Annotated in this window: 31 protein-coding genes; 27 read left to right on the top strand and 4 right to left on the bottom strand. The window is 71.2% G+C overall.

Features of this window, described 5'->3' with window-relative positions:
- Positions 1-11: 11 nt before the first annotated feature.
- From ASC60_RS18255 to ASC60_RS18230, 6 genes are all read left to right on the top strand, one after another.
- Positions 12-1,544: a mannitol dehydrogenase family protein gene (locus ASC60_RS18255; RefSeq protein ID WP_234357006.1), complete on the top strand. Its 1,533-nt coding sequence runs from the start codon at positions 12-14 to the stop codon at positions 1,542-1,544.
- Positions 1,545-1,647: 103 nt separating this feature from the next.
- Positions 1,648-3,033, top strand: coding sequence for an MFS transporter (locus tag ASC60_RS18250; RefSeq protein ID WP_055552172.1), 1,386 nt, complete (start codon positions 1,648-1,650; stop codon positions 3,031-3,033).
- Between the two features lie 204 nt (positions 3,034-3,237).
- The gene (locus ASC60_RS18245; protein WP_055552170.1) at positions 3,238-4,278 is read left to right on the top strand and encodes an NAD(P)-dependent alcohol dehydrogenase; all 1,041 of its coding nucleotides are present in this window, start codon (positions 3,238-3,240) and stop codon (positions 4,276-4,278) included.
- 276 nt (positions 4,279-4,554) lie between these two features.
- Complete coding sequence (locus ASC60_RS18240; protein WP_234357005.1) at positions 4,555-5,343, top strand: hypothetical protein; 789 nt, start codon at positions 4,555-4,557, stop codon at positions 5,341-5,343.
- A gap of 160 nt (positions 5,344-5,503) precedes the next feature.
- Positions 5,504-5,902: an SseB family protein gene (locus ASC60_RS18235; RefSeq protein WP_055552168.1), complete on the top strand. Its 399-nt coding sequence runs from the start codon at positions 5,504-5,506 to the stop codon at positions 5,900-5,902.
- A gap of 91 nt (positions 5,903-5,993) precedes the next feature.
- Positions 5,994-6,395 carry a DUF3662 domain-containing protein gene (locus ASC60_RS18230; RefSeq protein WP_055552166.1) on the top strand — a complete coding sequence of 134 codons (402 nt, stop codon included), beginning with the start codon at positions 5,994-5,996 and terminating at the stop codon, positions 6,393-6,395.
- 17 nt (positions 6,396-6,412) lie between these two features.
- On the opposite strand, the gene ASC60_RS18225 is transcribed toward ASC60_RS18230, so the two are convergent.
- Positions 6,413-6,847 (bottom strand): hypothetical protein, encoded by a 435-nt coding sequence (locus ASC60_RS18225; RefSeq protein ID WP_055552161.1) that lies wholly within the window; start codon positions 6,845-6,847, stop codon positions 6,413-6,415.
- Positions 6,848-7,028: 181 nt separating this feature from the next.
- On the opposite strand from ASC60_RS18225, the gene ASC60_RS18220 reads away from it, so the two are divergent.
- Positions 7,029-7,883, top strand: coding sequence for a DUF4142 domain-containing protein (locus ASC60_RS18220; protein WP_055552159.1), 855 nt, complete (start codon positions 7,029-7,031; stop codon positions 7,881-7,883).
- A gap of 66 nt (positions 7,884-7,949) precedes the next feature.
- Here ASC60_RS18220 and ASC60_RS18215 read toward each other — a convergent pair whose 3' ends face one another.
- Both ASC60_RS18215 and ASC60_RS18210 read right to left on the bottom strand, forming a co-directional pair.
- The gene (locus ASC60_RS18215) at positions 7,950-8,168 is read right to left on the bottom strand and encodes a ferredoxin (RefSeq protein WP_055552158.1); all 219 of its coding nucleotides are present in this window, start codon (positions 8,166-8,168) and stop codon (positions 7,950-7,952) included.
- A gap of 5 nt (positions 8,169-8,173) precedes the next feature.
- On the bottom strand, positions 8,174-9,364 hold the full coding sequence (locus tag ASC60_RS18210; RefSeq protein WP_055552156.1) for a cytochrome P450: 1,191 nt from the start codon (positions 9,362-9,364) through the stop codon (positions 8,174-8,176).
- Between the two features lie 151 nt (positions 9,365-9,515).
- Between ASC60_RS18210 and ASC60_RS18205 the strand changes: the two genes are divergently transcribed.
- From ASC60_RS18205 to ASC60_RS18125, 17 genes are all read left to right on the top strand, one after another.
- Positions 9,516-10,142 (top strand): TetR/AcrR family transcriptional regulator, encoded by a 627-nt coding sequence (locus ASC60_RS18205; RefSeq protein WP_055552154.1) that lies wholly within the window; start codon positions 9,516-9,518, stop codon positions 10,140-10,142.
- A 4-nt stretch (positions 10,143-10,146) separates the two neighbouring features.
- On the top strand, positions 10,147-10,455 hold the full coding sequence (locus tag ASC60_RS18200) for a gas vesicle protein (protein ID WP_055552152.1): 309 nt from the start codon (positions 10,147-10,149) through the stop codon (positions 10,453-10,455).
- A 210-nt stretch (positions 10,456-10,665) separates the two neighbouring features.
- A complete protein-coding gene (locus tag ASC60_RS18195; RefSeq protein ID WP_107097101.1) occupies positions 10,666-11,046 on the top strand; it encodes a gas vesicle structural protein GvpA in 381 nt (126 codons plus the stop codon).
- 2 nt (positions 11,047-11,048) lie between these two features.
- Complete coding sequence (locus ASC60_RS18190; RefSeq protein ID WP_055552485.1) at positions 11,049-11,765, top strand: GvpL/GvpF family gas vesicle protein; 717 nt, start codon at positions 11,049-11,051, stop codon at positions 11,763-11,765.
- Positions 11,766-11,779: 14 nt separating this feature from the next.
- Positions 11,780-12,034 (top strand): gas vesicle protein GvpG, encoded by a 255-nt coding sequence (locus tag ASC60_RS18185; RefSeq protein ID WP_055552148.1) that lies wholly within the window; start codon positions 11,780-11,782, stop codon positions 12,032-12,034.
- A gap of 2 nt (positions 12,035-12,036) precedes the next feature.
- On the top strand, positions 12,037-12,432 hold the full coding sequence (locus ASC60_RS18180) for a gas vesicle protein (protein ID WP_055552146.1): 396 nt from the start codon (positions 12,037-12,039) through the stop codon (positions 12,430-12,432).
- Positions 12,429-13,286, top strand: coding sequence for a GvpL/GvpF family gas vesicle protein (locus tag ASC60_RS18175; protein WP_055552144.1), 858 nt, complete (start codon positions 12,429-12,431; stop codon positions 13,284-13,286). The genes ASC60_RS18180 and ASC60_RS18175 overlap by 4 nt, the downstream gene beginning before the upstream one ends.
- Positions 13,283-13,492, top strand: coding sequence for a gas vesicle protein (locus tag ASC60_RS18170; RefSeq protein ID WP_055552142.1), 210 nt, complete (start codon positions 13,283-13,285; stop codon positions 13,490-13,492). The genes ASC60_RS18175 and ASC60_RS18170 overlap by 4 nt, the downstream gene beginning before the upstream one ends.
- Positions 13,470-13,841: a gas vesicle protein K gene (locus ASC60_RS18165; RefSeq protein WP_370592937.1), complete on the top strand. Its 372-nt coding sequence runs from the start codon at positions 13,470-13,472 to the stop codon at positions 13,839-13,841. Before ASC60_RS18170 ends, ASC60_RS18165 begins: the two co-directional genes overlap by 23 nt.
- A 138-nt stretch (positions 13,842-13,979) precedes the next feature.
- Positions 13,980-15,740 (top strand): NAD-dependent malic enzyme, encoded by a 1,761-nt coding sequence (locus ASC60_RS18160; protein ID WP_079038463.1) that lies wholly within the window; start codon positions 13,980-13,982, stop codon positions 15,738-15,740.
- A 37-nt stretch (positions 15,741-15,777) separates the two neighbouring features.
- The gene (locus ASC60_RS18155; protein WP_055552139.1) at positions 15,778-16,833 is read left to right on the top strand and encodes an AEC family transporter; all 1,056 of its coding nucleotides are present in this window, start codon (positions 15,778-15,780) and stop codon (positions 16,831-16,833) included.
- Positions 16,834-16,960: 127 nt separating this feature from the next.
- A complete protein-coding gene (locus ASC60_RS18150; protein WP_055552137.1) occupies positions 16,961-17,797 on the top strand; it encodes an undecaprenyl-diphosphate phosphatase in 837 nt (278 codons plus the stop codon).
- Positions 17,798-17,847: 50 nt separating this feature from the next.
- A complete protein-coding gene (locus ASC60_RS18145; RefSeq protein WP_234357004.1) occupies positions 17,848-18,171 on the top strand; it encodes an Lrp/AsnC ligand binding domain-containing protein in 324 nt (107 codons plus the stop codon).
- A gap of 471 nt (positions 18,172-18,642) precedes the next feature.
- Entirely contained in the window at positions 18,643-19,077 is a 435-nt protein-coding gene (locus ASC60_RS18140) for a hypothetical protein (protein WP_055552135.1), read from the top strand.
- The gene (locus ASC60_RS18135) at positions 19,077-19,847 is read left to right on the top strand and encodes a hypothetical protein (RefSeq protein ID WP_055552133.1); all 771 of its coding nucleotides are present in this window, start codon (positions 19,077-19,079) and stop codon (positions 19,845-19,847) included. The genes ASC60_RS18140 and ASC60_RS18135 overlap by 1 nt, the downstream gene beginning before the upstream one ends.
- Before the next feature lie 130 nt (positions 19,848-19,977).
- Positions 19,978-20,385, top strand: a complete 408-nt coding sequence (locus tag ASC60_RS18130; protein ID WP_079038481.1) for a roadblock/LC7 domain-containing protein — start codon at positions 19,978-19,980, stop codon at positions 20,383-20,385.
- Between the two features lie 42 nt (positions 20,386-20,427).
- Positions 20,428-20,802, top strand: a complete 375-nt coding sequence (locus ASC60_RS18125) for a hypothetical protein (protein ID WP_055552129.1) — start codon at positions 20,428-20,430, stop codon at positions 20,800-20,802.
- A 113-nt stretch (positions 20,803-20,915) separates the two neighbouring features.
- On the opposite strand, the gene ASC60_RS18120 is transcribed toward ASC60_RS18125, so the two are convergent.
- The gene (locus ASC60_RS18120) at positions 20,916-22,046 is read right to left on the bottom strand and encodes a DUF5954 family protein (protein ID WP_055552127.1); all 1,131 of its coding nucleotides are present in this window, start codon (positions 22,044-22,046) and stop codon (positions 20,916-20,918) included.
- A 188-nt stretch (positions 22,047-22,234) separates the two neighbouring features.
- On the opposite strand from ASC60_RS18120, the gene ASC60_RS18115 reads away from it, so the two are divergent.
- The 3 genes from ASC60_RS18115 to ASC60_RS18105 all read left to right on the top strand — a co-directional run bounded on the left by ASC60_RS18115 (position 22,235) and on the right by ASC60_RS18105 (position 25,090).
- Positions 22,235-23,572, top strand: a complete 1,338-nt coding sequence (locus ASC60_RS18115) for a gluconate:H+ symporter (protein ID WP_055552125.1) — start codon at positions 22,235-22,237, stop codon at positions 23,570-23,572.
- A gap of 79 nt (positions 23,573-23,651) precedes the next feature.
- Positions 23,652-24,878, top strand: coding sequence for a cytochrome P450 (locus tag ASC60_RS18110; protein ID WP_055552123.1), 1,227 nt, complete (start codon positions 23,652-23,654; stop codon positions 24,876-24,878).
- Positions 24,878-25,090: a ferredoxin gene (locus ASC60_RS18105; protein ID WP_055552481.1), complete on the top strand. Its 213-nt coding sequence runs from the start codon at positions 24,878-24,880 to the stop codon at positions 25,088-25,090. The genes ASC60_RS18110 and ASC60_RS18105 overlap by 1 nt, the downstream gene beginning before the upstream one ends.
- Positions 25,091-25,119 lie beyond the last annotated feature (29 nt).

The raw sequence follows: 25,119 nt of genomic DNA, 5'->3' as shown, positions 1-25,119 counted from the left end.
GGACTTCCCCCATGACCGGGACCCCCATGACCGCCCCGCCCACCGCCCCGACGCCACTGCCGCGCCTGAACCACACCACCACCGCCGCGTCCGTGCTCACCCCGGCGCGGCCGCCCGCCGAGACCGGCATCGTGCATCTGGGGCTCGGCAACTTCCACCGCGCCCATCAGGCCGTGCACACCGCCGCCGCGCTGGACCACACCGAGGGCCCCTGGGGCATTCTCGGGGTCGCCGGGCGCTCGGCCACGGTGGTCCGGGCGCTGCGCGAGCAGCAACTGCGCTACGCGGTGGTGGAGATCTCCCCCTCCGGCACCCGGGTCACCGTGCCCGCGGTGCACACCGGGGCACTGGTGGCCGCGGAGCAGCCGGACGAGGTCCTGGACGCGCTGGCGGCGCCCGGCACCGCCATCGTCACCCTCACGGTCACCGAACACGGCTACACCTTCTCCCCGCGCACCCACGGACTCGACCTGGACTCCCCCGCGGTACGGGCCGATCTGCGCGGTGACGCCCCGCCCCGGACCACCATCGGGCGGATCGTGCGCGGGCTGCAGCGCCGCGTACGCACCCACGCCCGGCCGCTGACGGTGCTCAGCTGCGACAACCTGGTGGGCAACGGCTCCCAGACGCGGCGGCTGGTGCACGAGTTCGCCGAGGCGCTTCCGGCGGCGGAGCGCGAGGAGCTGCTGCCGTGGCTGACGCGTGCGGTGACGTTCCCCGGCTCCATGGTCGACCGGATCGTGCCCGCCACCACCGATGTCTACCGTGAAGCGGTCGCCGACCGCCTCGGGGTGCGGGACGCGGTGCCCGTACCGGCCGAACCCTTCTCCATGTGGGTCATGGAGGACCGCTTCGCCGCGGGCCGTCCGCGCTGGGAACACGGCGGGGCACTGTTCACCGACGATGTGGAACCGTACGAGTTGCTGAAGCTGCGGCTGCTCAACGGCACCCATTCACTCATCGCCTATCTCGGCGCGCTGGACGGGCGGGAGACCATCCCGGACGCCATCGCCCGGCCGTTCATCGCCGAGGCCGCGCGCCATGTGCTCCACGACGACTACCTGCCGAGCCTCACCGTGCCCGCCGACATCCAACTGGAGGACTACACAAGGCAGTTGTTCGACCGCTGGGCCAACACCGCGCTGGGCCACCGCACCCGGCAGGTCGGCTCGGACGGCTCGGTCAAGCTCCGCCAGCGCGTGCCGGAGCCCGCCCTGCTCCATCTGCGGGCCGGGCGGATGCCCCACCACCTGGCGCTGACCGTGGCCGCCTATCTGTGCTGCGTGGCGCCGCCCTCCGGCTTCTCCCCCGGGCCCCAGGCGGCCGCGATGGCCGATCCGGCCCGCGAACCGCTCGCCGACCTCGCCCGGCGGGCACCCGCCGCGCCGCGTACCGCGTACGTCGAGGCCGTCCTGGAAAGCGGGCTGCTCGGCGACGGCCTGACGGACCACCCGGCCTTCACCGCCCGGATCGCCGAACTCATCGACATCATCGTCCGGCACGGCCCCGGCGCGGCGGCGGCCGACGCCTGCGGGCCCCGATAAGAACCCGTCCCCCTCCCCACTCCTTTCTTCCCTCCCCGCCACTCCCCTGCTTCGCCCTGCCCGATTCCGCTCCGGAACCGATCCGTTCAAGGAGGCATGGATCATGGAGAGCAACACCACCACTCCCCCGCCACCCGCCACCGCCCCGCCCGGCGAGCCGCCCACCGACCCCCGGGCGGTACGCCGCGCGGCCTGGGCCGGTCTGGTCGGTACCGCGCTCGAACAGTACGACTTCGTCATCTACGGCACCGCATCGGCGCTGATCTTCAGCGATCTGTTCTTCCCCAATGTGTCGCCATCGGTGGGCATCCTCGCCAGCTTCAGCACCTATGCGGTCGGCTTCGCCGCCCGGCCGCTGGGCGGGCTCTTCTTCTCCCGTTTCGGGGACCGCCTGGGCCGCAAGTGGGTGCTGATCGCGACCCTGCTGCTGATGGGCGGCTCCACCCTCGCCATCGGCCTGCTCCCGACGTACGGGGCGGTGGGCATCCTCGCCCCGATCCTGCTGCTGATCTGCCGCATGGCGCAGGGCTTCGGCGCGGGCGCCGAGCAGGCCGGAGGCGCCACGTTGCTCACCGAGACGGCCGCGCCGGGGCGGCGCGGCAGGCTGTCGTCCCTGGTCATGACGGGGGCGGCGCTCGGTACCGCGCTGGGCGCGGTGGCCTGGATGCTCGCCCAGCGACTGCCCGAAGACGCCCTGATGTCCTGGGGCTGGCGGGTGGTCTTCGCCAGCAGCCTCCTGGTGACCGTGGCCGCCATGATCATGCGCCGCAAGCTGAACGAGAGCCCGGTCTTCAAGGAGCTGAAGGCGCAGCACGAGCGGCCCGCCTCACCGGTCAAGGAGGTCTTCCGGCACGGCCGCAAGCCGCTGCTCCTGGTGATCCTGATGAACTTCGGGGTCAGCACCCAGTCGTACACCTACCAGGTGTTCATGGCGTCCTACCTGGTCTCCAGCGTGGGCGTCGACAAGAACCTCGTGCCCGAGGTGCTGCTGCTCGGCTCGCTGTGCGGCGGCGTGGCGGCCTTCGCGTTCGGCGCCCTCTCGGACCGTCTGGGACGGCGCCCGGTGTGCTCGCTGATCCTCACCGCCATGGTGCTGCTGCCCGCCCCGACGTTCATCGCGCTGAACTCCGGCTCGCAGGTGGCCATCGCGGTGGCGATCGCGGTCGGTTTCATCCTGGCCTGCCAGGGCCTGGTCGGCGTGCACATGAGCTACTTCCCCGAGTTGTTCGGAAACCGCTACCGCTACGCCGGGGTCGCCCTGGGCCGGGAGTTCTCCTCGGTGATCGGCGGTGGCGTCGCCCCGCTGATCTGCAGCGCGCTGCTCACCGCGTTCACCGGCTCCTGGATACCGGTCGCGGTCTACATGACGGTGGTCGCGGCGGTGAGTCTCATCACGACCCGGATGACCCCGGAAACCCTGAACCGCGATCTGAACACCGCGACCGACGCCACCGATCCGATGGACACGAGCCCGCGCCAAGCCGTGTGACCGGGGGCGTTTCCCCGCGTCTCGGGCGGGTCGCCGACGCCACCGGCGGCCCGCACGGGGCCCATCTCCCCCACTAGCCACCATCCTCGCAGGTTGATCCATTTTTGGCCACTCCTGCCTCACCTTGGCACCCTTGCCATCGTGTCCGGCCATGGATTCAAAGGCGGCCGGACGCGGAACCACCTGCAAGGAGTGAATCGCCATATGAGTACCGTTGCCGCCTACGCCGCACCTGCCCCCAAGGCCCCGCTGGAGCGCATCTCGATCGAGCGCCGCCCGGCCGGCGAGTTCGACGTGGTGATCGACATCAAGTACTCGGGCATCTGCCACTCGGACATCCACCAGGTCCGCGAGGGCTGGAGCGAGGTGCCGTTCCCGCTGGTGCCGGGCCATGAGATCGCCGGTGTCGTCACCGAGGTCGGATCCGGTGTCACCAAGTACGCCGTCGGCGACCGGGTCGGCGTCGGCTGCTTCGTGGACTCCTGCCGTACTTGCGAGAACTGCCGCAAGGGCCTGGAGCAGTACTGCGCCGAGGGCCACACCGCCACGTACGCCGCCACCGACAAGTACGGCGAGACCACCTACGGCGGCTACTCCACCGGCATCGTCGTCGACGAGAACTACGTCGTGCGCGTACCCGAAGCGCTGCCGCTGGACGTGGCCGCCCCGCTGCTGTGCGCGGGCATCACCACGTACTCCCCGCTGCGCCACTGGAAGACCGGGCCGGGCAGCAAGGTCGCCGTCCTCGGCATGGGCGGCCTCGGCCACGTGGCCGTCAAGCTCGCCCACGCGATGGGCGCGGAGGTCACCGTGCTCAGCCAGTCGCTGCGCAAGAAGGACGACGGGCTGCGGCTCGGCGCGGACCACTACTACGCGACCAGCGACCCGAGCACCTTCGAGGAGCTGGCCGAGTCCTTCGACGTCATCCTGTCCACGGTGTCCGCGCCGCTGGACTTCGGCGCGTACCTGAAGCTGCTCAAGACGGACGGCGCGCTGGTGAACGTGGGTCTCCCGGAGGAGCCCATCTCGCTCAACCTCTTCTCCGTTGTCATGGGCCGCCGGACCCTCGCCGGTTCGTTCATCGGCGGCATCGCCGAGACGCAGGAGATGCTCGACTTCTGCGCCGAGCACGGGGTGGGCGCCGAGATCGAGACCATCCGCGCGGAGGAGATCAACACCGCGTTCGAGCGGGTGCTCTCCAGCGATGTCCGCTACCGGTTCGTCATCGACGCAGCCACGATCTGACACCCCCTCAGTTCTTCGTCGGCACAGCGCACTTCCCACCTCGGCGGTCGCTCCCCTCCCGGGAGCGGCCGCCGATCTCGTTGAGCAGACATGGGATGAATAGCCGCGTCGCGAGCCTTGACGTCCCCAATGGTCCAGTCCATCGTATGTACGCGCCACACCCGCACATCCGTGCGGGATCAACGCTTCGCAGCCCCCACACCTCCTCCACAGGGACCCGACATGACAGAAGGCTCTACTCCGCGCGGTTTCAGTCGTCGGATGTTACTCGGCTCCATGACCGCCACGGCCGTCGGTGTGCCCCTCCTCGGGCAGCTGACGTCGGGCGCCTCCCCGGCCGCGGCGGCCGCCCTCGCGCCGCAACTGCTCTGGAACCCCAGCCCGTCCGGCGTCGGGCTCAAGGCCTTCGAGGGCATCGAGGCCGACCGCGGCAACGCGCACCCCGACCGGGACTATGTCGTGGTCGAAGGCGGCGACCACTACCGCTTCAACATCTGGAAGGACGACCGGGACACCACCGGCGGCGGCGACCGTCAGCGCACCGAGTCCAGGGGCATGGTGCAGGACGGCACGAAGCTGAAGATGCGGGACGGGGAGACCTGGACCCTCTCGTACGAGATGTACATGCCGTCCTCGCTGCACGGCACCAGCAAGTTCACGCACATCTTCCAGACGAAGACACCGGTCGACAACGGCGGTCCGTACCTCACGCTGGACCTCGGCCGCAGCGGCAGCAAGGAGACGCTGCGCGCCCGGGCCTACGCCAACTCCGGCTCACCGGACATCGCCTCGACCGACCTCTCGCCGCTGCGCAACAAGTGGATCACCATCGAGTGGAAGCTGACCATCGGGTCCAGCGGAAAGGCCACGTTCACGGCCCGGAACGGCACCGGTTCCGGCGCCCCGGTCGCGGTGCAGGGCAGCATGTCCAACGTGAAGATGCCGGACCAGGGCGACTACCAGCGGCCCAAGTGGGGCATCTACCGATCGGTCGAGAGCGCGTCCTCCGACATCCTCGACACCTATCTGCTCTTCCGGAACTACAAGGCGTACCGCGCCACCTGACCTGCACCTCAGCGGTCCCCTCGGCGGCAGCCGGGCAGAAAACGAAAACACTCCGCCATGGGACGTGTGAGCGCCGTACAACCGGGTATTCGAGCCAGCCGTGGCCAGGACGCCCGCTCCCGGGCATGGCCACTCGCATATCCCGAACTTGGACGGAATCATGACTGCTCTTCCCGACGACAACGCCGTTACCGCCACCCAGCACGCCCTCGGCGAGCTGGCCGCCGACCGTGCGGACGAGTCCGCGCTGAACACTCTCGCCGACAGCGAGGTGCTGCTTCCCGCCGCCGAGAGTGCCGACAACACCGATCCGCAGGCGGTGACCCTGCCGGTGTTCCAGCAGGAGGACGGCGCTCAGCTGGTGCCGGTCTTCACCACTCCGGAGCGCATGCACCAGGCGCTGCCGCAGATCGAGCGCTACCACCAGGTGCCGCTGGGGGCGCTGGCTCAGGGCTGGCCCTCCGAGGAGCTTTCGCTGACCATCGACGCGGGTGCCCCGGAAGCCGTCACACTCACGGCCACCGGAGTCAAGACGCTGCTCAGCCGCGCCGCCGGCTGAGCACGTCCCCCATGTTCACCCAGGGCGCGGATGTATGTGCCGACCGTAGTCGCGCACATACATCCGCTGCTTTTCGGGCACCCGCGTGCTCATGGACACGCTGACCCGGATCGAACGAGCGATAGAGCGCTTCGAAGACGCACTGCTCTCCAAGATGTTTCCCAGCGAGCCGGTGGAACTGCTCGGAGCCCTGCGGCAGGAATGCGACAGCCAGGCGGTGGTGTGCAGTTCCCGTCGGGTACTCGTGCCCAACGCCTACGACGTCGAGCTGTCCGACGAGGTGTACGAGGAGCTGTCCCGGCACGGCAAGCAGGCGGGCCAGACGCTCACGGACAGCCTCATGCGGCACGCGGAGAAGCAGGGGTACGAGTGGGCGGGCCCGCTCACCGTCCACGTCACCAAGTCGAGCCGGGTGCCCAACGGGCGGTACCAGGTGGCCGCCACCCCACTGCCCCACATCCACGCGGACGCCTTCGCCGACGGTCCCCAGTAGCCGACCGGCCGGCGAAGCTACTCCTCCAGCAGTCCGCGCAGCACCCGGCCGAAGACCAGCCGCCCGGCCCAGGCCGTCGGCGCGTCGAACACCCGCGGCAGCCGCGCGACCCGCGCCTCTTCCCGCCACACCACCCGCGACCGCTGCCCGCTGGGCCATACCTCGATCTCGGCCCAGCCCAGCACCACCGAGCCGCGCTTCTCCAGCCTGCAGAGCCCCGGCCGTCCGCCGCCCGGTGGCTCCCAGCGCACCACCTCCATGGGGTCGTCGAACCCGGCCCGTCCCAGCCCGGTGCGTGCCACCACCACCGACCCGACCCGCGTCGGCCCCCCGGGCCGCACCGCGATGTCGCTCAACGGCACGTACGCGCCGTGCCGCTGCCACCGGGTCAGCCGCCGCCATGTCTCGTCGACGGGATGGGGCGAGGAACGCTCGATCGTGAAGAGGGCCACAACGGGATCGTAGCGACCGCACAGGTCACGACGCGTCCACCCAAGAGCGGGTAAAAAACGGCGGGATGTTTGAGCGACGGAAGTGAAGGATCCGTATGCATGGTTGTCAGCCATCGCCTGACATCAGCACGACGCGACAACGGCTCCGTACAACGACAAGCGGTTCCCGCCAGGAGGCTCCATGCGATCACGGTACTTTGTGACAGGCACCTCACTGCTCATCGGCTCGGTAGTGGTCACCCTCGCCGTGATCGTCTCCCCCGTGATGACCGGGTTGACGCAGGAATCCGCCACGAACCTCTCGAAGATGACGGACAACCAGTTCGGGCCGCTGAGCGGGGCCGACAAGGACTTCGTCATCAAGGTGCGGCTGGCGGGGCTCTGGGAGTACCCGGCCGGGAAGATCGGAATCCAGAAGGGGACGACGGAGCAGATCAGGACCGCAGGTAAGCACCTGCTCGACGGCCATCAGCTACTGGACGCCATCGACCGGGACATCGCTCCCAAGCTCGGTATCACCCTGCCCAACAAACCCACCCCGCAGCAGCAGGGGTTCGTGGACACGATGAACGCCAAGACGGGCAAGGACTTCGACACGTACTGGTCGAACATTCTGCGCGTCACCCACGGTCAGATCTTCAGCTCCATCGCCAAGATCCGGCAGACCACCAAGAACTCGCTGGTGCGCAGGCTCGCGGCCCAGGCCAACAACACGGTGCTCGACCACATCACCCAGATGGAGAAGACGGGGATGGTCAACTTCGACGACGCCGTCTCGCAGATCACCACCACCCCGACCCAGGGCCCGGAGTTCACCACGCCGCCCAAGCCCGCCCCGGGCGAGCCCACGTTCATCGTCGGCACGTCCAAGCCCACGCCCCCGCCCAACTCCGTCAGCACGGCGGACAACGGGGGCGAGCAGAGCCTCGACCCGAACGTGGTGAACGGTGCCGGGCTGGGAGCGGGAGCGGCGAGCGGGGCCGGTGGTATCACCACTCCGCCCGCCGTGTCCTCCGCGCCGCCGGCCGTTCCGTAATCCGGCTCCGGCCGGTCAGGGCCGCCGGTCAGGCGCGCCGACGCGGACGCCGGTCGCGGACACCGGTCAGGGACGCGGCCCGACCACCGTCGCATCCCCGTCGACGATGGTGATGGCCATGGCCGGACAGGAGTCCGCCACGTCCAGCACCCGCTCCTCCTCCGGCACCTCCTCGCTCAGCGGACGCGCCCGCTCGTCGTCAAGGACGAACAGATCGGGCGCGATCCCGGCGCACATGCCGGACGCCATGCACCGGCCACCGTCGATCTCGGCCTTCCAGGTCATGTGGCTCACCACCCCACCGGCATGACACGCGGCCCCCGAACCAGCATCTGGTCCTTCCACACCACGTCCCCGGCCAGGCGCAGGTTCGGGAAGCGGCCGACGAGGGCGCCGAGGGCCTCCTGCAGCTCCAGGCGGGCCAGTGGCGCGCCCAGGCAGTGGTGCACCCCGTGGCCGAAACCCAGGTGCTGGGTGGCGGGGCGGGCGACGTTCAGCCTGCCCGGTTCGTCGAAGCGCAGCGCGTCGCGATTGGCCGAGCCGACGGCCACCAGGACGGGTTCCCCGGCCCGCACCAGGGTGCCGCCCACCTCGATGTCCTCGGTGGCGTAGCGGGCCTGGGAGGCGCCCATGCCGAGCGGGACGAACCGCATCAGCTCCTCGACGGCGCCCTTGATGAGGTCGGGGTCCTCGCGCAGCCGCCGCAGCTCACCGGGGTGGTCGAGCAGCGCCATCACGAAGTTGGGGATCTGGGTGGCCGTGGTCTCGTGTCCGGCGACCAGAATGCCGACGCACAGGTCGACGAGTTCCAGCTCGGAGAGCCGGTCGCCCTGGTCCCGCGCCTCGATCAGCGAGGTCATGATGTCGTCGCGCGGCGCTTCCCGGTGTTCTCGCACCAACTGGCGCATGTACGCGCGCAGTTCCTCGCGGTTGCGCTCCCATTCCTCCGCCGTCAGGGAGCTGGTGGACAGCGCGGCGTCGCTCCACACCCGGAACTTCGGCCGGTCCTCCTCCGGCACCCCCAGCAGCCGGCAGATGACGGCCACCGGGATGGGCAGGGCGTAGCGGTCCACGAGGTCGGCGGGTGGCCCAGCGGCCTCCAGCTCGTCCAGTAACTGGTGCGTCAACTCCCGTACGTACGGCCGGAGTTTTTCCACCTGGTGGACGGTGAACGCCTTGGCCACCAGGGTGCGCAGCCGGGTGTGGTCGGGCGGGTCCATGCTCAGGATGCCGCCGTCCATGCGTCCCTCGCCCTGTCGTGGCACGTCCCGGTTCAGGGCCTCCGCGCGGCTGAACCGCCGGTCGCCGAGGACCAGCCGGGCGTCGGCGTACCGCGTGACCAGCCAGGCGGGTTCGCCGAAGGGCAGGCGCACCTGGATCAGTCCGGGGCGCTCGCGCGCTTCTTCGTAGGCCTCGGACAGCTCCAGACCCTCGTGGTGGTTGAAGGGATAGGCGACGGGTGTCGTCTCCGCTGTGGTCAACGTGACCTCCCTGACGTAAGCACGTGCTTACAAAGCTAGGCCGGTCCCCTTGATACGGTCAACGGCGCCTATTGGCCGCCATTCTGACTGCTCAGCAGGTGGGTTTGCGGCGGGGAGCGGTGGGGCGGACAGCCGACGACAGGAGTGGATGATGGGTGGAACCACACCGGAAGCACCTCGGCGGGACGCGCAGGGCACACGCCGGATACTGCTGGAGGCGGCGTCGGCGCTGTTCGCCGAGCGGGGGTACGAACGGGCCACCGTACGCGACATCGCGGAGCGCGCCGGGGTGAACCAGGCGCTGCTGTTCCGCTACTTCGGTTCGAAGAAGGCCCTGTTCGGGGAGGTGGTGGCGCACGATGGCCAGGAACAGCTGCACACCACCCCGCCGGGAGAGCTGTTCGAGACCGCGCTGCGCGGGATGCTCGGGCACGGTGACCGGGCCCGGGAGGACCGGGCGCTGGCCACCTTGCTGCGTTCCGTCGGCAGCGGCGACGAGATCGGCACCGCGGCGCGCGAGATAGGGGACGACTACGCCCGGGTGCTGGCTTCCCTGAGCGGCGCCGAGGACCGCGGGCTGCGCGCGGATCTGGCGCTTTCCTGGCTGCTGGGCATCGGTCTGATGCGGGTGGTGGTGGGCAAGGAATCGCTCGCCGAGGCCGATCCGGACGAGGTGTGCGCGCTCGTCACCGGCGCGCTCGCCACCTTGCTGGAGGATCTGCCGGTCACATGCTTTGGCGATCCGCACACCACACACGCCGCCGACTTGGCACGGTAGGACCATGACGAGCAATGATCCGGACACCCCGGAGACGAACGACCGGCCGCGCCGGGTACCCGCGGCCCAGGCCATGCGTGGCGCGGCCCAGCAGCTCGGCGAGTTGCTGGGCACCGCGCCGGAGTCCGTCTCCGCGCTGCAGCCGACGGAGGACGGATGGCTGGCCGATGTGGAAGTGGTGGAGCTGGAGCGGGTGCCGGACACCATGACCATCATGGCCTCTTACCGGGTGACCCTCGATATCCAGGGCATGCTCCTGGGCTATGAACGGCTGCGCCGTTACGCACGCGGACAGCTCGACCGCGGCCGCTAGCCCCCGGCCCTTCCTTGTCCTGATCCCTTCCCCTCGCGCCCCGCGCCGCCGGGTCCCGGTGGCGCGGGGCGCTCGTCGTCGTCCGTCGGGTCGCCGTACGTCGCGTCGGTGTACGTCACACATGTCTCACCCGCATCAAGAGTGAACACAGGTGTCGTCCCGCCCGTACAAACCGACGGGCAGACCGAGCGAGCGAGAGGACGACCACACGTGACCGTCATGACGCAGACCGGCGGACCACCAGCCACACCTTCGACCGGTTCAGGGACCGGAAGCCTCTTCGACATTCTCGAACTCATTCTGGACCGCGGCCTCGTCATCGATGTCTTCATCCGGGTCTCCCTCGTGGGCATCGAGATCCTGAAGATCGACATTCGGATCGTGATCGCCAGCGTGGACACGTATCTGCGGTTCGCCGAGGCGTGCAACCGCCTCGACCTGGAATCCGGCCGCAAGGCCCCGGACAAGCTCAGCGACATCGTCGGCACCATCGTCGAGGGCGGCGCCCGGGGCAAGACCGAGGGCGCGCTGAGCGGCGCCCTCGATGCCATCGGCAATGTGTTCGGCGGCGACGACGACAAGGACAAGTGACCGTGCATCTCTATCTCTACGCGATCACCCGCTCCGACCATCCGCTGCGGCTGGAGGAGCTGCGCGCGGTGGGCGGCGTGTCCGGCGAGCCGCGCGCGGTGACCAGTGGTCCGCTGGCGGGCGTGGTGAGCCCGGCGCCGGAGACGCTGCGCCCCAAGCGCCGCGACCTCGCCGCCCATCAGGCGGTCCAGGAGCGGCTGATGGCGGACGGGGCGGTGCTGCCGATGCGGTTCGGGCTGCTCGCCCCCGACGAGACCGCGGTCAGGTCGGCGCTGGACGCCAAGCGCACCGAGTACGTCCGCGGCCTCGACGAGCTGGACGCCACCGCGGAGTTCAACCTGAAGGCCGCGTGCTCCCAGGACGACCTGCTGCGGGAGGTGCTGACCGAGTCCGACGACGCGCGGCGGCTGAACGAGCGCACCCGCGACGGCCGGGGCTCGTACGAGGACCGGGTGGCCCTCGGGGAACTGGTCGCCCGGCAGCTGGGGGTACGGCAGCAAAGACTGGCCGAGCAGGTCGTCGGCCGGCTGGCGGGGATGGCCCGCGGCAAGGTGGTGTCGTCCCCCGCCGGGGACGACTTCCTCAACGTCTCGTTCCTGGTGGAGCGGGGCCGCGCCGAGGAGTTCTCCCTGGCCGCGCGGCAGGTGGCGCAGGGCTACGGGGACGGCTACGACTTCCGGCTGCGCGGCCCGCTGCCCCCGTACAGCTTCGTGGCCTGAGGGGCGGGGGCGCCGTGGGACTGCTGACCGGGCTGCTCACCTTTCCGCTCGCGCCGGTGCGCGCGACCGCCTGGGTCGCCGGGCAGGTGCTGGAGGCCGCCGAGCGCGAGTACTACGACCCGGCGCCGGTCCGGCGCGCCCTCGCCGAACTGGAACAGGAGCTGCTGGCCGGGCGGATCGACGAGGACGCGTACGACCGCCGCGAGAACGAGTTGCTGGACCGGCTGGAAGAGCTGGAACGGCGCGATACGCAGAGACGAGCCCCGTGACGATGACAGAACCGGTTGCGGGCAGGCTGGGCCCGCCGCGCCTGCCCGCCTCGCATGACCAGCAGGGCGCCCCGTCCCTCGCCGACATCCTGGAACGGGTGCTGGACAAGGGCGTGGTGATCGCGGGCGACATCCGGATCAACCTGCTCGACATCGAACTGCTCACCATCAAACTCCGGCTGCTCGTCGCCTCCGTCGACAAGGCGAAGGAGATGGGCATCGACTGGTGGGAGCACGATCCGTCGCTGTCCTCGCGCGCCCGCCCCCGGGGCGTGGACGACCAGGGCGCGGAACGGTCCCTCAGCGAGGAGAACGCACGGCTGCGCGCCGAGATCGCGGCGCTGCGGGCACAACCCCATGACCTGAGTGACAGGAGTGACAGGAGCGTGAACGGGTGACCGACATCGCACAGCACATGGTGTACGCCTACGCGGTGCTGCGCCCCACCCCCGAGGCCGCGCGGGCGGTCGCGGCGCTGCGCGGGGTGGCCGACGAGCAGGTGGGGCTCGTGGAGACCGGGGACCTGGCCGCGGCCGTCGGCCCGGTTCCGGCCGAGGAGTTCGAGGAGGGGGCGCTCACGGCGCGCCTGGAGGAGCTGCCCCGGCTCGAATCCCTGGCCCGGGGGCACCACGGGGTGGTGGCGGCGCTGACCCCGCTGGGCGCCGTACTGCCGCTGCGGCTGGCCACCGTGTACCGGGACGAGGACCGGGTGCGGCAGACGCTCCAGGAGCGCCGGGACGAGTTCCTGCCGCTGCTGGAGCGGCTCACCGGGCGCGTCGAATGGGGCGTCAAGGTCTACACGACCGTGAGGGAGGAGACGGCGGGCGCGCCGGAGGGCGGTGCGGAGAGCGACACGGAGGACGCCGGGCTCAGCCCGGGCCGGGCCTATCTCGCCGCCCGTCGCAGACGGCGGCGCGGCGCCGAGGACGCCTGGCAGGCCGCGGTGCGGACGGCTTCGCGCATCGCCGACGAGGCCGGGGAGATCGCCGTGGAGCGGGTCGCCCACCGGTCACAGCGCGGCGAGCTGGCCGGGGCGGGCGGCGGGGAGACCGGGAACGACGGGGAGTACGGGGAGAACATCGCCAACGACGCGTATCTGGTGCCCGTCGACCGCGCCGAGGACTTCCGGGCCCGCGTCCTGGCCGCCGCCGAGGGCCGGCCGGGGGTGCGGGTCGAGGTGACCGGCCCGTGGGCGCCGTACTCCTTCGCCCTCCCGCCCGCGCCGGCCGCCGCCCAGCGGGAGACCGCGTGAGCACCGCGCTGGACGAGGAGGACGCCCGGGCGCTCGCGGGCCGCGAGGTCGCCCTGATCGACATCCTCGACCGGCTGCTCCAGGGCGGGGTCGTGCTGGCCGGGGACCTCGTGCTGTCCATCGCGGACGTGGATCTCGTACGGATCGACCTGCGCGCGGTCATCGCCCCCGTCGACGCCGCGCATCCGGCTCCGCCGCTGCCCTGACCGGAAAGGTTTCCCCCGCCGTATGCCGGCCATTCCCGACCGCTCCGCCCCCGACCGCCCCGCCGGGCGTCTGCGCACCGATCCGGACTCGGTCGAACGCGATCTGGCCAAGCTCGTGCTGACCGTGGTCGAGCTGCTGCGTCAGCTGATGGAGCGTCAGGCGCTGCACCGGGTCGACAAGGGTGACCTGACGGAGGAGCAGGAGGAACGGATCGGGATGACGCTGATGATCCTCCAGCGACGCATGGAGGAGATGTGCGACCGGCACGGCCTGCGCATGGCGGACCTCAACCTCGACCTCGGCCCGCTGGGCACTCTGCTGTCCCCGGCGGACGAGGCTCGCCGGTAGCCGTTGAGGGCGTATTCTACGCCCCTGACCAGCGCACATGACCCAGACCCCACAAAGGTCCGCTTTTCAACCTCTTGGTAACGTGATTTTTAGCGGTGTCACCCACCGCGAAGCACAACCAGTGAGGAAGCAGTACCCATGAAGAGCGATCTCACCGAAGCGGAGGCATCCGAACCTGCCTCTTCCACAGGCGCGGCCACCCGGTGGAACCCCACCGGCCAGACCTGGGAAACCACCTCGCGGGGACGTGCCATCCTCAGCGACCCCCGGCTCAACCGGGGCACCGCGTTCACCGGGTCCGAGCGCGACGCCCTCGGACTCACCGGCCTGATCCCGGCCCAGGTCATGACCCTGGAGCAGCAGGCCACCCGCGCCTACGCGCAGTACCGGGCCAAGGCCACCGACCTGGACAAGAACGTGTATCTGCGGTCCCTCCAGGACCGCAACGAGGTGCTGTTCTACCACCTGCTCGGCGAGCATCTCAGCGAGATGCTGCCGATCGTGTACACCCCCACCGTCGGCACCGCGATCCAGCGCTACAGCCATGAGTACCGCCGCTCCCGCGGCGTCTACCTCTCGGTGGACGCCCCGCAGGACATCGAACGCTCGCTGCGCGCCAGCGGCCTCGGGCCCGAGGACGTGGACCTGCTCGTCGCCACCGACGGCGAGGCCATCCTCGGCATCGGCGACTGGGGCGTGGGCGGCATGGACATCTGCATCGGCAAGCTCGCCGTGTACACCGCCGCCGCCGGCATCGACCCCGCCCGCGCGCTCCCGGTCGTACTCGACGCGGGCACCAACCGCGAAGAACTCCTGGACGACCCGCTGTACCTGGGCAACCGTCATCCACGGGTGGACCGGGAGAAGTACGACGCGTTCATCGCCGAGTACATCGCCGCCGTCGGCCGCGTCTTCCCCGACGCGCTGCTGCACTGGGAGGACTTCGGGTCCGGCAACGCCCGGCGCATCATCGACGCCTACGGCGACAAGGCGCTCACCTTCAACGACGACATCCAGGGCACCGGCGCAGTCAACCTGGCCGCCGTGCTGTCCGGCGCCCGGGTGACCGGTGCGCCGCTGCGCGACCACCGCATCGTCATCTTCGGCGCGGGCTCGGCCGGTCTCGGCATCGCCGACCAGCTGCGCGACGCCCTGATCGCCGACGGGCTCGACCCGCAGGAGGCCTCCGCCCGCTTCTGGTGCGTCGACCGCTACGGCCTGATCACCGATGACGCCGAGGGCCTCGACCACCACCGGCAGCGGTACGCCCGGCGAGCGGCCGATGTCGCCGACTGGCAGCGGGACGAGCAGATCGGCGGCATCGCGCTCGCCGAGGTGGTCCGCCGCGCCCGGCCGACCATCCTCATCGGCACCTCGGGCCAGGGTGGCGCCTTCACCGAGGAGATCGTGCGGGAGATGGCCGCCCACACCGAGCGGCCCGTCATCCTCCCGATGTCCAACCCGACCCCGCTGGCCGAGGCCAAGCCCGAGGACCTGGTCCGGTGGACCGGCGGGCGGGCCCTGATCGCCACCGGGAGCCCCTTCCCACCGGTGGACCACGAGGGGGTCACCCACGTGATCGGGCAGGCCAACAACGCCCTGGTCTTCCCGGGTCTCGGCCTCGGCGCGATCGTGGCCCGCGCCACCCGGATCACCGACGGCATGCTGCTCGCCGCCGCCGAGCGGATCGCCGAGATGATCGACTCCGGCACCCCCGGCGCCCCGATCCTCCCGCTGGTCGACCAGCTGCGCGAGACCTCCGCCGCGGTCGCCGCGGCCGTCGCCCGCGCCGCCGCGCACGACGGGGTGGCCCGTACGCCCATCGCCGACGATGAGCTCGACCGCACGGTCCGCGAGACCATGTGGAGCCCGGTCTACCGCCCGATCCAGCCGGTCTGACGACCCGTACACACCGGCTGAATCAGGGAGCGAGACCATGACTTTTTCGCATATCTTCACCATCGTCGTGCCCGTGTTCCTCGTCATCGCCCTGGGCTACGGGGCCGGGCGGGGCACGTCGTTCGACGGCCGGCGCGCGGACGCGCTCCGCGTGCTCACGATGGAGTTCGCCCTCCCGGCGTCCCTCTTCCTGGGCATCGCGAACACCCCGCGCCACATCCTGCTCGGCCAGGGCCCCCTGGTGGGGATGCTCGCCCTCGGGCTGCTCGGCCTGTTCGGGCTGATCCTGCTGGGACTGAGCCTCATCGGCCGGCTGCCGCTGCGGCGGGCGTCGATCCTGGCGCTGGCCTCCGTCCAGCCGCAGTACGCCTTCATGGGCGTCACGATCCTGGGCAACCTGTTCGGCGAGGCCAAGGCCGCGATCCCGATCGCCATCGCGGGCATCCTCGTCAACGTCATCCTGGATCCCCTCGTGCTGATCCTGCTCAACCTCGGCCGCCCGCATGTCGCGGAAGCCACCGCGTCGGCGACCGCGCCCTCCCGCGTCCTGGTGACCGCGGGCGGCGGGCCGGCCGCGGCCGAGGAGGAGCGGGACGGCGGCGCCGGGGCAGCGACACCCGCGGCGGCGGGGCCCGTGCCGGCCTGGGTGAAGGTCCTGCGGCCGCTGCGCAAGCCGTTCGCCTGGGCCCCGCTGCTCGGACTGGTCGTCGCGCTGGTCGGGGTGCGCCCGCCCGAGATGGTCGAGAACTCGCTGTCGCTGGTGGGCCAGGCCGCCTCGGGTGTGGCGCTGCTCTCGGTGGGCGTCACCCTCGCCCGCGTCGGCGTTCCCCAGCTGAGCCCGGCGTCCATCGCCATCGCGCTGACCAGCGTGGTCGTGCTGCCGCTGAGCACCTACGGCATCGGCCGGCTGCTGACCGGCCACCAGGTCGCCGCGCAGACTGCCCTGATCCTGGCGTTCCCCGTCTCCCCGGTGCCGATGATGCTCGCGTCACAGCACGTCAAGGACGAGGAACACCGCATCGCCTCCTCCGTGATCATCAGCATCGTGCTGGCGTTCGTCTCGCTGCCGCTGATGATCAACCTCACCGGCTGACAGGGGTGGGGCGGGCCCCGGTCCCTGGCCCGTCGGTGCGCGCTCAGGCCGCGCACCGGCGGGCCATCCGTCTCAGAGGTGGCCGTGCTACAAAGAGGGGCACTTCGTCAGCACAGGGATGGCACCATTGAGCGCGATCAGTACCGGTCAGGCCGTGATCCTCGGCGTCGTCGAGGGGGTGACCGAGTTCCTGCCCGTCTCCTCCACCGGCCACCTCAAGATCACCGAGGGGCTGATGCACATCCCGGTGGACGACAAGGCCGTCGTCGCCTTCACCGCCGTCATCCAGGTCGGCGCCATCGCCGCGGTGCTGCTCTACTTCTTCAAGGACATCGTCCGCTTCGTGAGCGCCTGGGCCCGGGGCATCGCCAACCGGGAGCTGCGCGACCGGCACGACTACAAGTTCACCTGGTGGGTCATCTACGCCACCCTCCCCGTGGTGGCCGTCGGCCTCGCCGCCAAGCCGCTGATCGAGGGGCCGCTGGCGTCCCTGTGGGTGGTCGCCGGATCACTGATCGTGGGCAGCGGGCTGATGTGGGCGGCCGACCAGATGGGCCGCCACAAGCGCGGCGAGGACGACACCTCACTCAAGGACGCCATGCTGGTCGGCGGCTCGCAGATCCTCGCGCTGCTGTTCCCCGGCTTCTCCCGCTCCGGCGCGACCATGTCCACCGGGCTGATCCTGGACCTGGACCGGGTGGCCGCCACCCGGCTGTCGTTCTTCCTCGGCCTCCCCGCCCTCACCGGTGCGGGGCTGTACGAGCTGAAGGACGCGCTCGGCGGCGGGGTCGCCGCGACGCCGCTGGTGGTGGGCACGGTCGTGTCGTTCGTCGTGGCGTACGCCTCGATCGCCTGGCTGCTGAAGTTCGTCGCCAAGCACTCCTTCAACGCCTTCGTGATCTACCGCGTCGTCGTGGGCGTCCTGCTGTTCGGCCTGCTGGGGACGCACGTCCTCACGCCCTGATCCTGCGCTGCGATCTGGCCCGGCCGCTGTCCGGCTGGCCGCTGTCCGCGGTGTACTTCGCGTCGGCCCCGGCGCGGTATCTGCGGGAGGCCACCCGGGTGCTGGCCGGGATGCGGGAGGTGCGGTCGTGCTCGATCACGGCCGGCCCGCACAACGTGGTGATCGACGTCTGGCTGCGCGCGATGAGCGATGTGCACGGCTTCGAGGCGCATGTGGCGCGGCAGGTTCCCCATCTGGCCATCGACGACCGCTCGGTGGTGCTGCGCACGGTGAAGCACATGGGGCGGCTGCTGGACCGGGACGGGCGCTGTGTGGGCGTCGTCCCGCTGCGCCAAGTACAGGAAACGCGGCGCGTGGCGGACGACGAGGACTGAGCGTCGGGATTCGGTCAGCTCGGCGCGCGGGAAGCGTTCGGCGCCTATCCACCTGTCATATGCCTACGTAGGACAATCACATGATGCGTCTCCCCCGCGGTAACCCAGAAGAGCCTGTTCCCGCTACGCCCGGCCCGGCCCGGCGATGACCCGGCGGGGTCGCGCCCCGGGCGGTACGGCGGCCTCGTAGGCCCGGGGCCCCTCGCGTACGGACGGCCCCGGCGGGGCACGAACGGCCTGGTCCGGCCGGTGCGCCGGGCGGTGGCCGCCGCACCGGCCGCTCCCCCGCCGCGCCACCGCCGGGGCCCGGCGGGCCCGGGGCCGCCCACAAGGGCGGCGGAGCCTACTACACGGCGTACGCGGTGTCGGCCCATCGACAGATTTCACCCCCATCCGCTGAACCGTGCGTAACCTCTCCGTCACTGGCGAAGCCCGCGGGTGCGCCACGGGCAACGCAGAAGGGGAGACCGCATGCCCGGAATCGACGAATGCCTGCTCGACGCCATGACGGTGAACGGCGCGCGCGGCGCCGCCGTGATCGAGTGGACCAGCGGACTCGCGCTCGGCATGGTCGGCGAGACACGCGACGGCGACCCCGAGGCCACCGCGGCGGAGACGGCCGAATTGGCCCGCATGGCCGCCGAACAGTCCGCGTTCGCCGCCCTCGGACCGCGCGGCGAGGGCGACGGAGCCGGTGAGGGCGGGGAGTACGACGGCGGGGCGCCCGGGGAGGCGCCCGTGGAGGACCTGATCGTCACCACCCGCACCTGCTACCACCTGCTGCGCTTCGTCGACACCGCCTTCGACAGCGGTGTCTTCTTCTACCTGTGGCTCGACCGGCGCGAGGGGAACCTGGCGCTCGCCCGGCTGCGGCTGCGCGATCTGGCACAGCGGCTGGCGCTCTGATGAGACCCGGCCCCGCACCCCGTCTCGCCGAGCTGGCCGCCGAGCGGGCCAGCGGCGCCCTGCTGTGCGACGCGGGCACCGTCTATCTGGCGGACGGAGAGGTCGTGCACGCGGAGAGCCCGCTGGCCCCGGGCCTGGAGGTGCTGCTCATCACCGGCGGGCGGCTGACCGCCGACAGCTGGCGGGAGGCGGCCGGCCACCCGGCCGCCGCCGGGCGGGTCGGACGGTTCCTCGTGGACAGCGGGCGGCTGACCGGCGCGGAGCTGGAGATCTGCCATCTGGGCGCGCTGTTCGACGCGGCCTGGTTCGCGCTCGGACCGGGCAGCGGACCGCGCGGCTTCCAGCGGGGCGCGACGCACTGGCTCGGCCCGGTGCGCCCGGTGGACGCGGTCGCCGTCGAGCGGGAGATCCGGCGGCGCGGCGAACTGCTCGACAGCCTGTGGCCGTATCCGCGGGTGGACACCGAGCCGGTGGTGCTGCGCCGCTCGGACGGTCACCTCCCGCCGGTCACCCGCCGCCGGCGCGCGGTGCTGGCACTCGTCGACGGGGTCCGCACCCCCGTCGAGATCGCCCGGGCGCTGGGCCGGCCCGCCTTCCACACGCTGCTCGACGTACGGCGGCTGGCGGCCGCCGGATACGTCGAGACGCCCCGAGCACCCCGCACCCCCATGCCGCGGACCCCGGAACCCGGTCCGGCCGCGGTCGACTTCGCCGAACCCGACGCCCCCCTGCTGCGTCGGCTCCGTGACGCCCTGGAGGCACACCTGTGATTCCCCCGACCGCCCCCGCCGCCGCATGCCTCCCGTCGTGAGACGCGCCCTGCGGCAGCGCCCGGACCCGCGGCAGCGCACCGATCCGCGCCGGCGCGCCGACCCGCGACAGCGTGCGGAGAGGAGAGAGCTGTTGGCCGTCGAACCCGAAGTCCTTGACGAGCTGCGCCGATTGCGGGCCCGCGTCATCCATGTGACCGGCGCCCTGGTCGCCACCAGCGACGGTCTGGTGCTGGCCCACGACACGGCCGCCATCGAGCCCGAGGGCGTCGCCGCGCTGACCGCCGCGGCCCTCGGGGTGACGCAGTCGCTGGCCGACGCCACCGGCCGGGGCGCCTTCCGTGAACTGCTGGTCCGCGGTGAGGAGGGCTATGTCGCCACGTACGCCGCGGGACCGGCGGCCGTCCTGACCGTGCTGGCGGACGGGCGCGCCAATGTGGGCCGTCTCCATATGGAGGCCCGCCGGTGCGGTGCCCGCGTCGCCGAGCTGGTGGGCGACGCGCTCGGCAAGGCCGAGCAGAGCCGGCCTTCCCTGTAAACACCACTCGAAGAACCATCCATGGAAAGGAACTGCCAGATCATGGCGAACACCCAGACCGCCCTCAAAGAGGCGATGACGTCCATCGAGGGCACCCTCGGCGTCGCGCTGGTCGACTACTCCAGCGGCATGGCCCTGGGCACCCTGGGCGGGGGCAAGGAACTCGACCTGACGGTGGCGGCCGCGGGCAACACCGACGTGGTCCGCGCCAAGGTGCGCACCATGGAACAGCTCGGCCTCAAGGACTCCATAGAGGACATCCTGATCACCCTCGGCACCCAATACCACCTCATCCGGCTGCTGAAGGGCCGGAACAGCCAGGGGCTCTTCCTCTACCTGGCGCTGGACAAGAACCGGGCCAACCTGGCGATGGCCCGTCACCAGTTGCGCAGGATCGAGACCGACCTGGAGGTCTGACCCCCGCACCGGACGCGGGGCGACAGATGAGGAGCCGGCACCCCCTGTCGCCCCGCTCGACGGCTGTCCGCCCGCCCGCCGGGAGCGCCACTGTCACCTGACACCGCCGGTGCTCAGCGGCCCTCCTGGCGCGCCTTGCGGCGGGCCTCCTCCTCGCTGAACAGCTCGGCCAGCTTCCGGGTGTGCGCGTCGAGTTCGATGTCGTCGTCCTCGGCGCCCTCGTCGTCCGGGTCGTCGTCGGTGAGCAGACCCTGTTCGCGGAGCTGCTGGTCGTGGAGCTTGATCGGCGGCTGCGGATCCCAGTCGGAGGGCCGGGGGCCCTCCGGGCCGTCCGGTCCGATCCGCACCAGGCGCTCGACGCGCACGATCCTGAACAGCCGCCCGAGCACCCGCAGTTCATCGCCCCGGTCGGCGTCCAGCCGGTCCGCCGCGGCCGTGTAGGGTGCGCGCTCGGCGGGTTCGAGGCCGAGCTTCCACGGGATGAGGACACGCATCTCCAGCGCCAGGGTGTCCCGTGCGCCCTGGGGCGTGGTGGACGTCCCCGTACAGTCGGACCGCCACTCCCCGGCCGCCTTCTCGACCGTCATGAACGTCGGCGGCAGCAGCACGCCTCCCGGGTGGGTGTCCGCCGCCCGCAGGCAGTCCTCGCGCACCTCCCGCGGGACGCTGCCCCGCTTGGGCAGCATCGACAGCAGTTCGAGCTTCAGGAGGCCGTCGGACACACCGGTGGCGGTCACCGGGTCGATCACGAACCCCGAGGTGGGGTCGGGGGCCTTGTGGGCCTCCCCCGGCGGCGCCGGGTCCAGGTCGGTGATCCGCGGTGGTTCGGGCCCCTGCGGGCCGGAGCGGAGGAAGCGCTCGGCCCGGACCACCCGGAACCGGCTGCCCAGGACCGTCATCTCGTCGATCACCTCCCAGTCCATCCGCTCCGCGGCCGCCAGGCACTCCTCGCGGGCCGCCCGGTCACCGGCGGCCTCCGCCTCCTGCGCCATCTTGCGGAACTGACAGCCCATGCCCTCCCGGGCGTCCTGCGGCGCCAGCCCCGAGAAGGGCGACACCAGCTCCCAGCCGCCCTGTTCACGCTCCCGCACCACCCCGAACACCGGGCCGCCGGCCGAAAGAATCTCCGGATACACCTCCCGCGACCGCCATGCCTCCACATCCGCCACCGCCGCCACCGGCGCCTCCGGCGCGGCCACCCGGACCGTCCGATAGGCGGGGACGTTCTCGCCCTCTTCCGTCATGGGGCCAGCATGAGCACATACAAGCCGCTAGCGCGACAGAACGGCTGAAAGTCCATCCGACCGTGGGACGAGCCCTTGCGACACCTCTCAACAACAAGGTGGCGCGCGCTTATTGACCCGCCCTCCGGCGCCAACTTAGCCTCCATCTCCATACGTAGACCGAGTACACATACGTGGAGCGGGGTCGCATGCCACTTGTCATCGTCGGGATCAGCGTCCTGAGCCTGCTGTTCCTCATGACAAAGCTGAAGCTCAACGGCTTTATCGCGCTGCTCCTGGTGGCGGTCGGCGTCGCGCTGGCGCAGGGGGTGTCGCTGGAGAAGATCCCGGATGTCCTCGCGGGCGGCATCGGCGACCAGATCGGCGACACGATGATCGTTATCGGGCTGGGCGCCATGGTCGGCCGGGTCATGGGCGACTGCGGCGCCGCACAGCGGATCGCGGGCAAGCTGGTCGACACCTTCGGGCTGCGCTGGGTGCAGGTGGCCATGGTGGTGACCGCGATGCTGATCGGCGTGACGATGTTCTACGAGGTGGCCTTCGTCATCATCGTGCCCATCGCGTTCACCATCGTCCGCGTCACCCGGGCGAACCTGCTGTGGGTCGGGCTGCCGATGTCCATCGCCCTGTCGACCATGCACAGCTTCCTGCCGCCGCACCCGGGCCCCACCGCGGTGGCCGCGACGTTCGACGCGTCGGTCGGACTCACCCTGTTCTACGGCCTGTTCTTCGCCGTACCGTTCGGCGCGCTGATCGCCCTGGTGTGGCCGCGGCTTCCGTTCGTCCGGCGGATGAACCCCGAGATCCCCCAGGGCCTGGTCACCGAGCGCACCTTCAGCGACGAGGAGATGCCCGGCATGGGCTGGTCGCTGTCGGTGGCGCTCTTCCCGGTGGTCCTGATCGCCGGGGCGGCGGTGTACGACATGGCCGTACCCGACTCCGACCCGGCCCTGCCGCTGGTCACCTTCATCGGCTCGGCGCCGATCGCCCTGCTGCTCACCCTGCTGCTGGCGCTGTGGGCGTTCGGCCCGCGCGTCGGACGGGGGCTGGCGGAGGTCAGCAAGTCGTGCAACTCGGCGGCCCAGGCGATGGCGATGATCCTGCTGGTGATCGGGGCGGGCGGCGCCTTCAAGGGCGTCCTGGTGGAGGGCGGGATATCCGACTACATCAAGGACCTCACGGACGGCTGGCCGGTGTCCCCGATCTTCCTGGCGTGGCTCGTCGCGGTCATCCTCCGGATCGCCCTCGGCTCGGCCACGGTCGCCGTCGTCACGGCCGCCGGGGTGGTGCAGCCGATGCTCGACGGCAGCGGGGTCCACCCCGAACTCATGGTGCTCGCGGTGTCCTGCGGGTCCATCGCCTTCTCCCATGTGAACGACCCGGGCTTCTGGATGTTCAAGGAGTACTTCAACCTCTCCGTCATCGATGCCATCAAGGCGCGCACCACGTACACCACGGCGCTCGCGGTGCTCGGCCTCGGCGGTGTCCTGGCGGTCGAGGCGGGCCTGGACGCGCTCGGCCTATGACGCCCTCGGGCCACGGCGAGTAGTACCGCTTTATACCGATTACGCTCGAATAGGAAAGGCTGGTGGAAGGAGCGCATCCGTGTCCGTCACCTCATCGGGACCGTCCCCGGTCTCCCTGCCCAGACATCGCGACTGCCCGTTCGACCCGCCCGGTGCGTACGGGGCGCTCCGCGAGCGGCGGAAGGCCGCACGGCTGGCCTTTCCGGACGGAAAGGCGGGCTGGCTGCTCACCGGCTACGAGGACGTGCGCGAGCTGCTGGCGGACGACCGGTTCAGCTCGGACCGCATCCGGGCCTCGTCGCCGGTCCGGGCGTTTCCGGTCCGGGAGGACGATCCGCGCCGGCTGGGCTCGTTCATCGGCATGGACCCGCCCGAGCACACCCGCTACCGGCGGCTGCTCTCCCGGTGGTTCACGGTGCGGCGGATGCGGGAGCTGCTGCCGCGCATCGAGGGGATCGTCACGGACCACCTGGACGCGATGGAGCGGACCGGCCCGCCCGCCGATCTGGTGCGGGCGTTCGCCCAGCCCATCCCGTCCCTGGTGATCTGCGAGCTGCTGGGGGTGCCGTACGCCGACCGGACCGCCTTCCAGGCGTGGTCGGCGACTCTGTTCCGGATCGACGAGGACGAGGAGAAGATCTTCGCCGCCCGGGACGCGGTGTGGGACTACATGCGGGATCTGGTGGCGGCCAAGCGGCGGCGGCCGGACGGGGCGCTGCTGTCCCGGCTGGTCCACGACGCGGACCCGGCGGCGGCGTTCTCCGACGCGGAGCTGACCGGGGTGGGCCTGCTGCTGCTCATCGCCGGGCATGAGACGACGGCGAACATGCTGGCCCTGGGCACCTTCGCCCTGCTGTGCCACCCCGAGCAGGCGCGGTTGGTGCGCGAGCGGCCCGAGCTGACCGATGACGCGGTCGAGGAGCTGCTGCGTTATCTGACCATCGTCCAGTTCGGCACGGTCCGGGTCGCCCGGGAGGACGTGGAGATCGCCGGGGCGCGGGTGCGGGCCGGGGAGACCGTGGTCGCCTCGATCGCCGCCGCCAACCGGGACCCGGCCCGGTTCCCGGCCCCCGACGACCTGGACATCACCCGCGACGCCACCGAGCACATCGCCTTCGGCCACGGCGTCCACCAGTGCCTGGGCCAGCACCTGGCCCGGATGGAGATGCGGACCGGCTACCCGGCGCTGCTGCGGCGGTTCCCCACCCTGCGGCTGGCGGTGCCGGTCGAGGAGGTGCCGCTGCGGGACGACATGCTCGTCTACGGAGTCCACCGGCTCCCCGTCACCTGGGAAGGGCGAGCGTGATGCGCGTCGAGGTGGACCGCGCCCGGTGCCGGGGCGCCGGGCGGTGCGCCCTGCACGCACCGGAGCTGTTCGACCAGTCCGAGGACGACGGCATGGTCGTCGTCCTGGACGACCGTCCCGGGCCCGCGCTGCGCGGGAAGGCCCGGCTGGCCGCGCGGCTCTGCCCGAACAGCGTCATCCGCGTCGTGGGCGACGAGCCGGAGGAGGGCTAGCGCACCGTGCGCTCCAAGGAGCCCAGGAG

The sequence above is a fragment of the Streptomyces sp. NBRC 110028 genome (assembly GCF_001417735.1).
Lineage (GTDB): Bacteria > Actinomycetota > Actinomycetes > Streptomycetales > Streptomycetaceae > Streptomyces.
The sequence above is the reverse complement of the archived record's forward strand: the minus strand, read 5'-3'. Positions and strand labels throughout refer to the sequence as shown.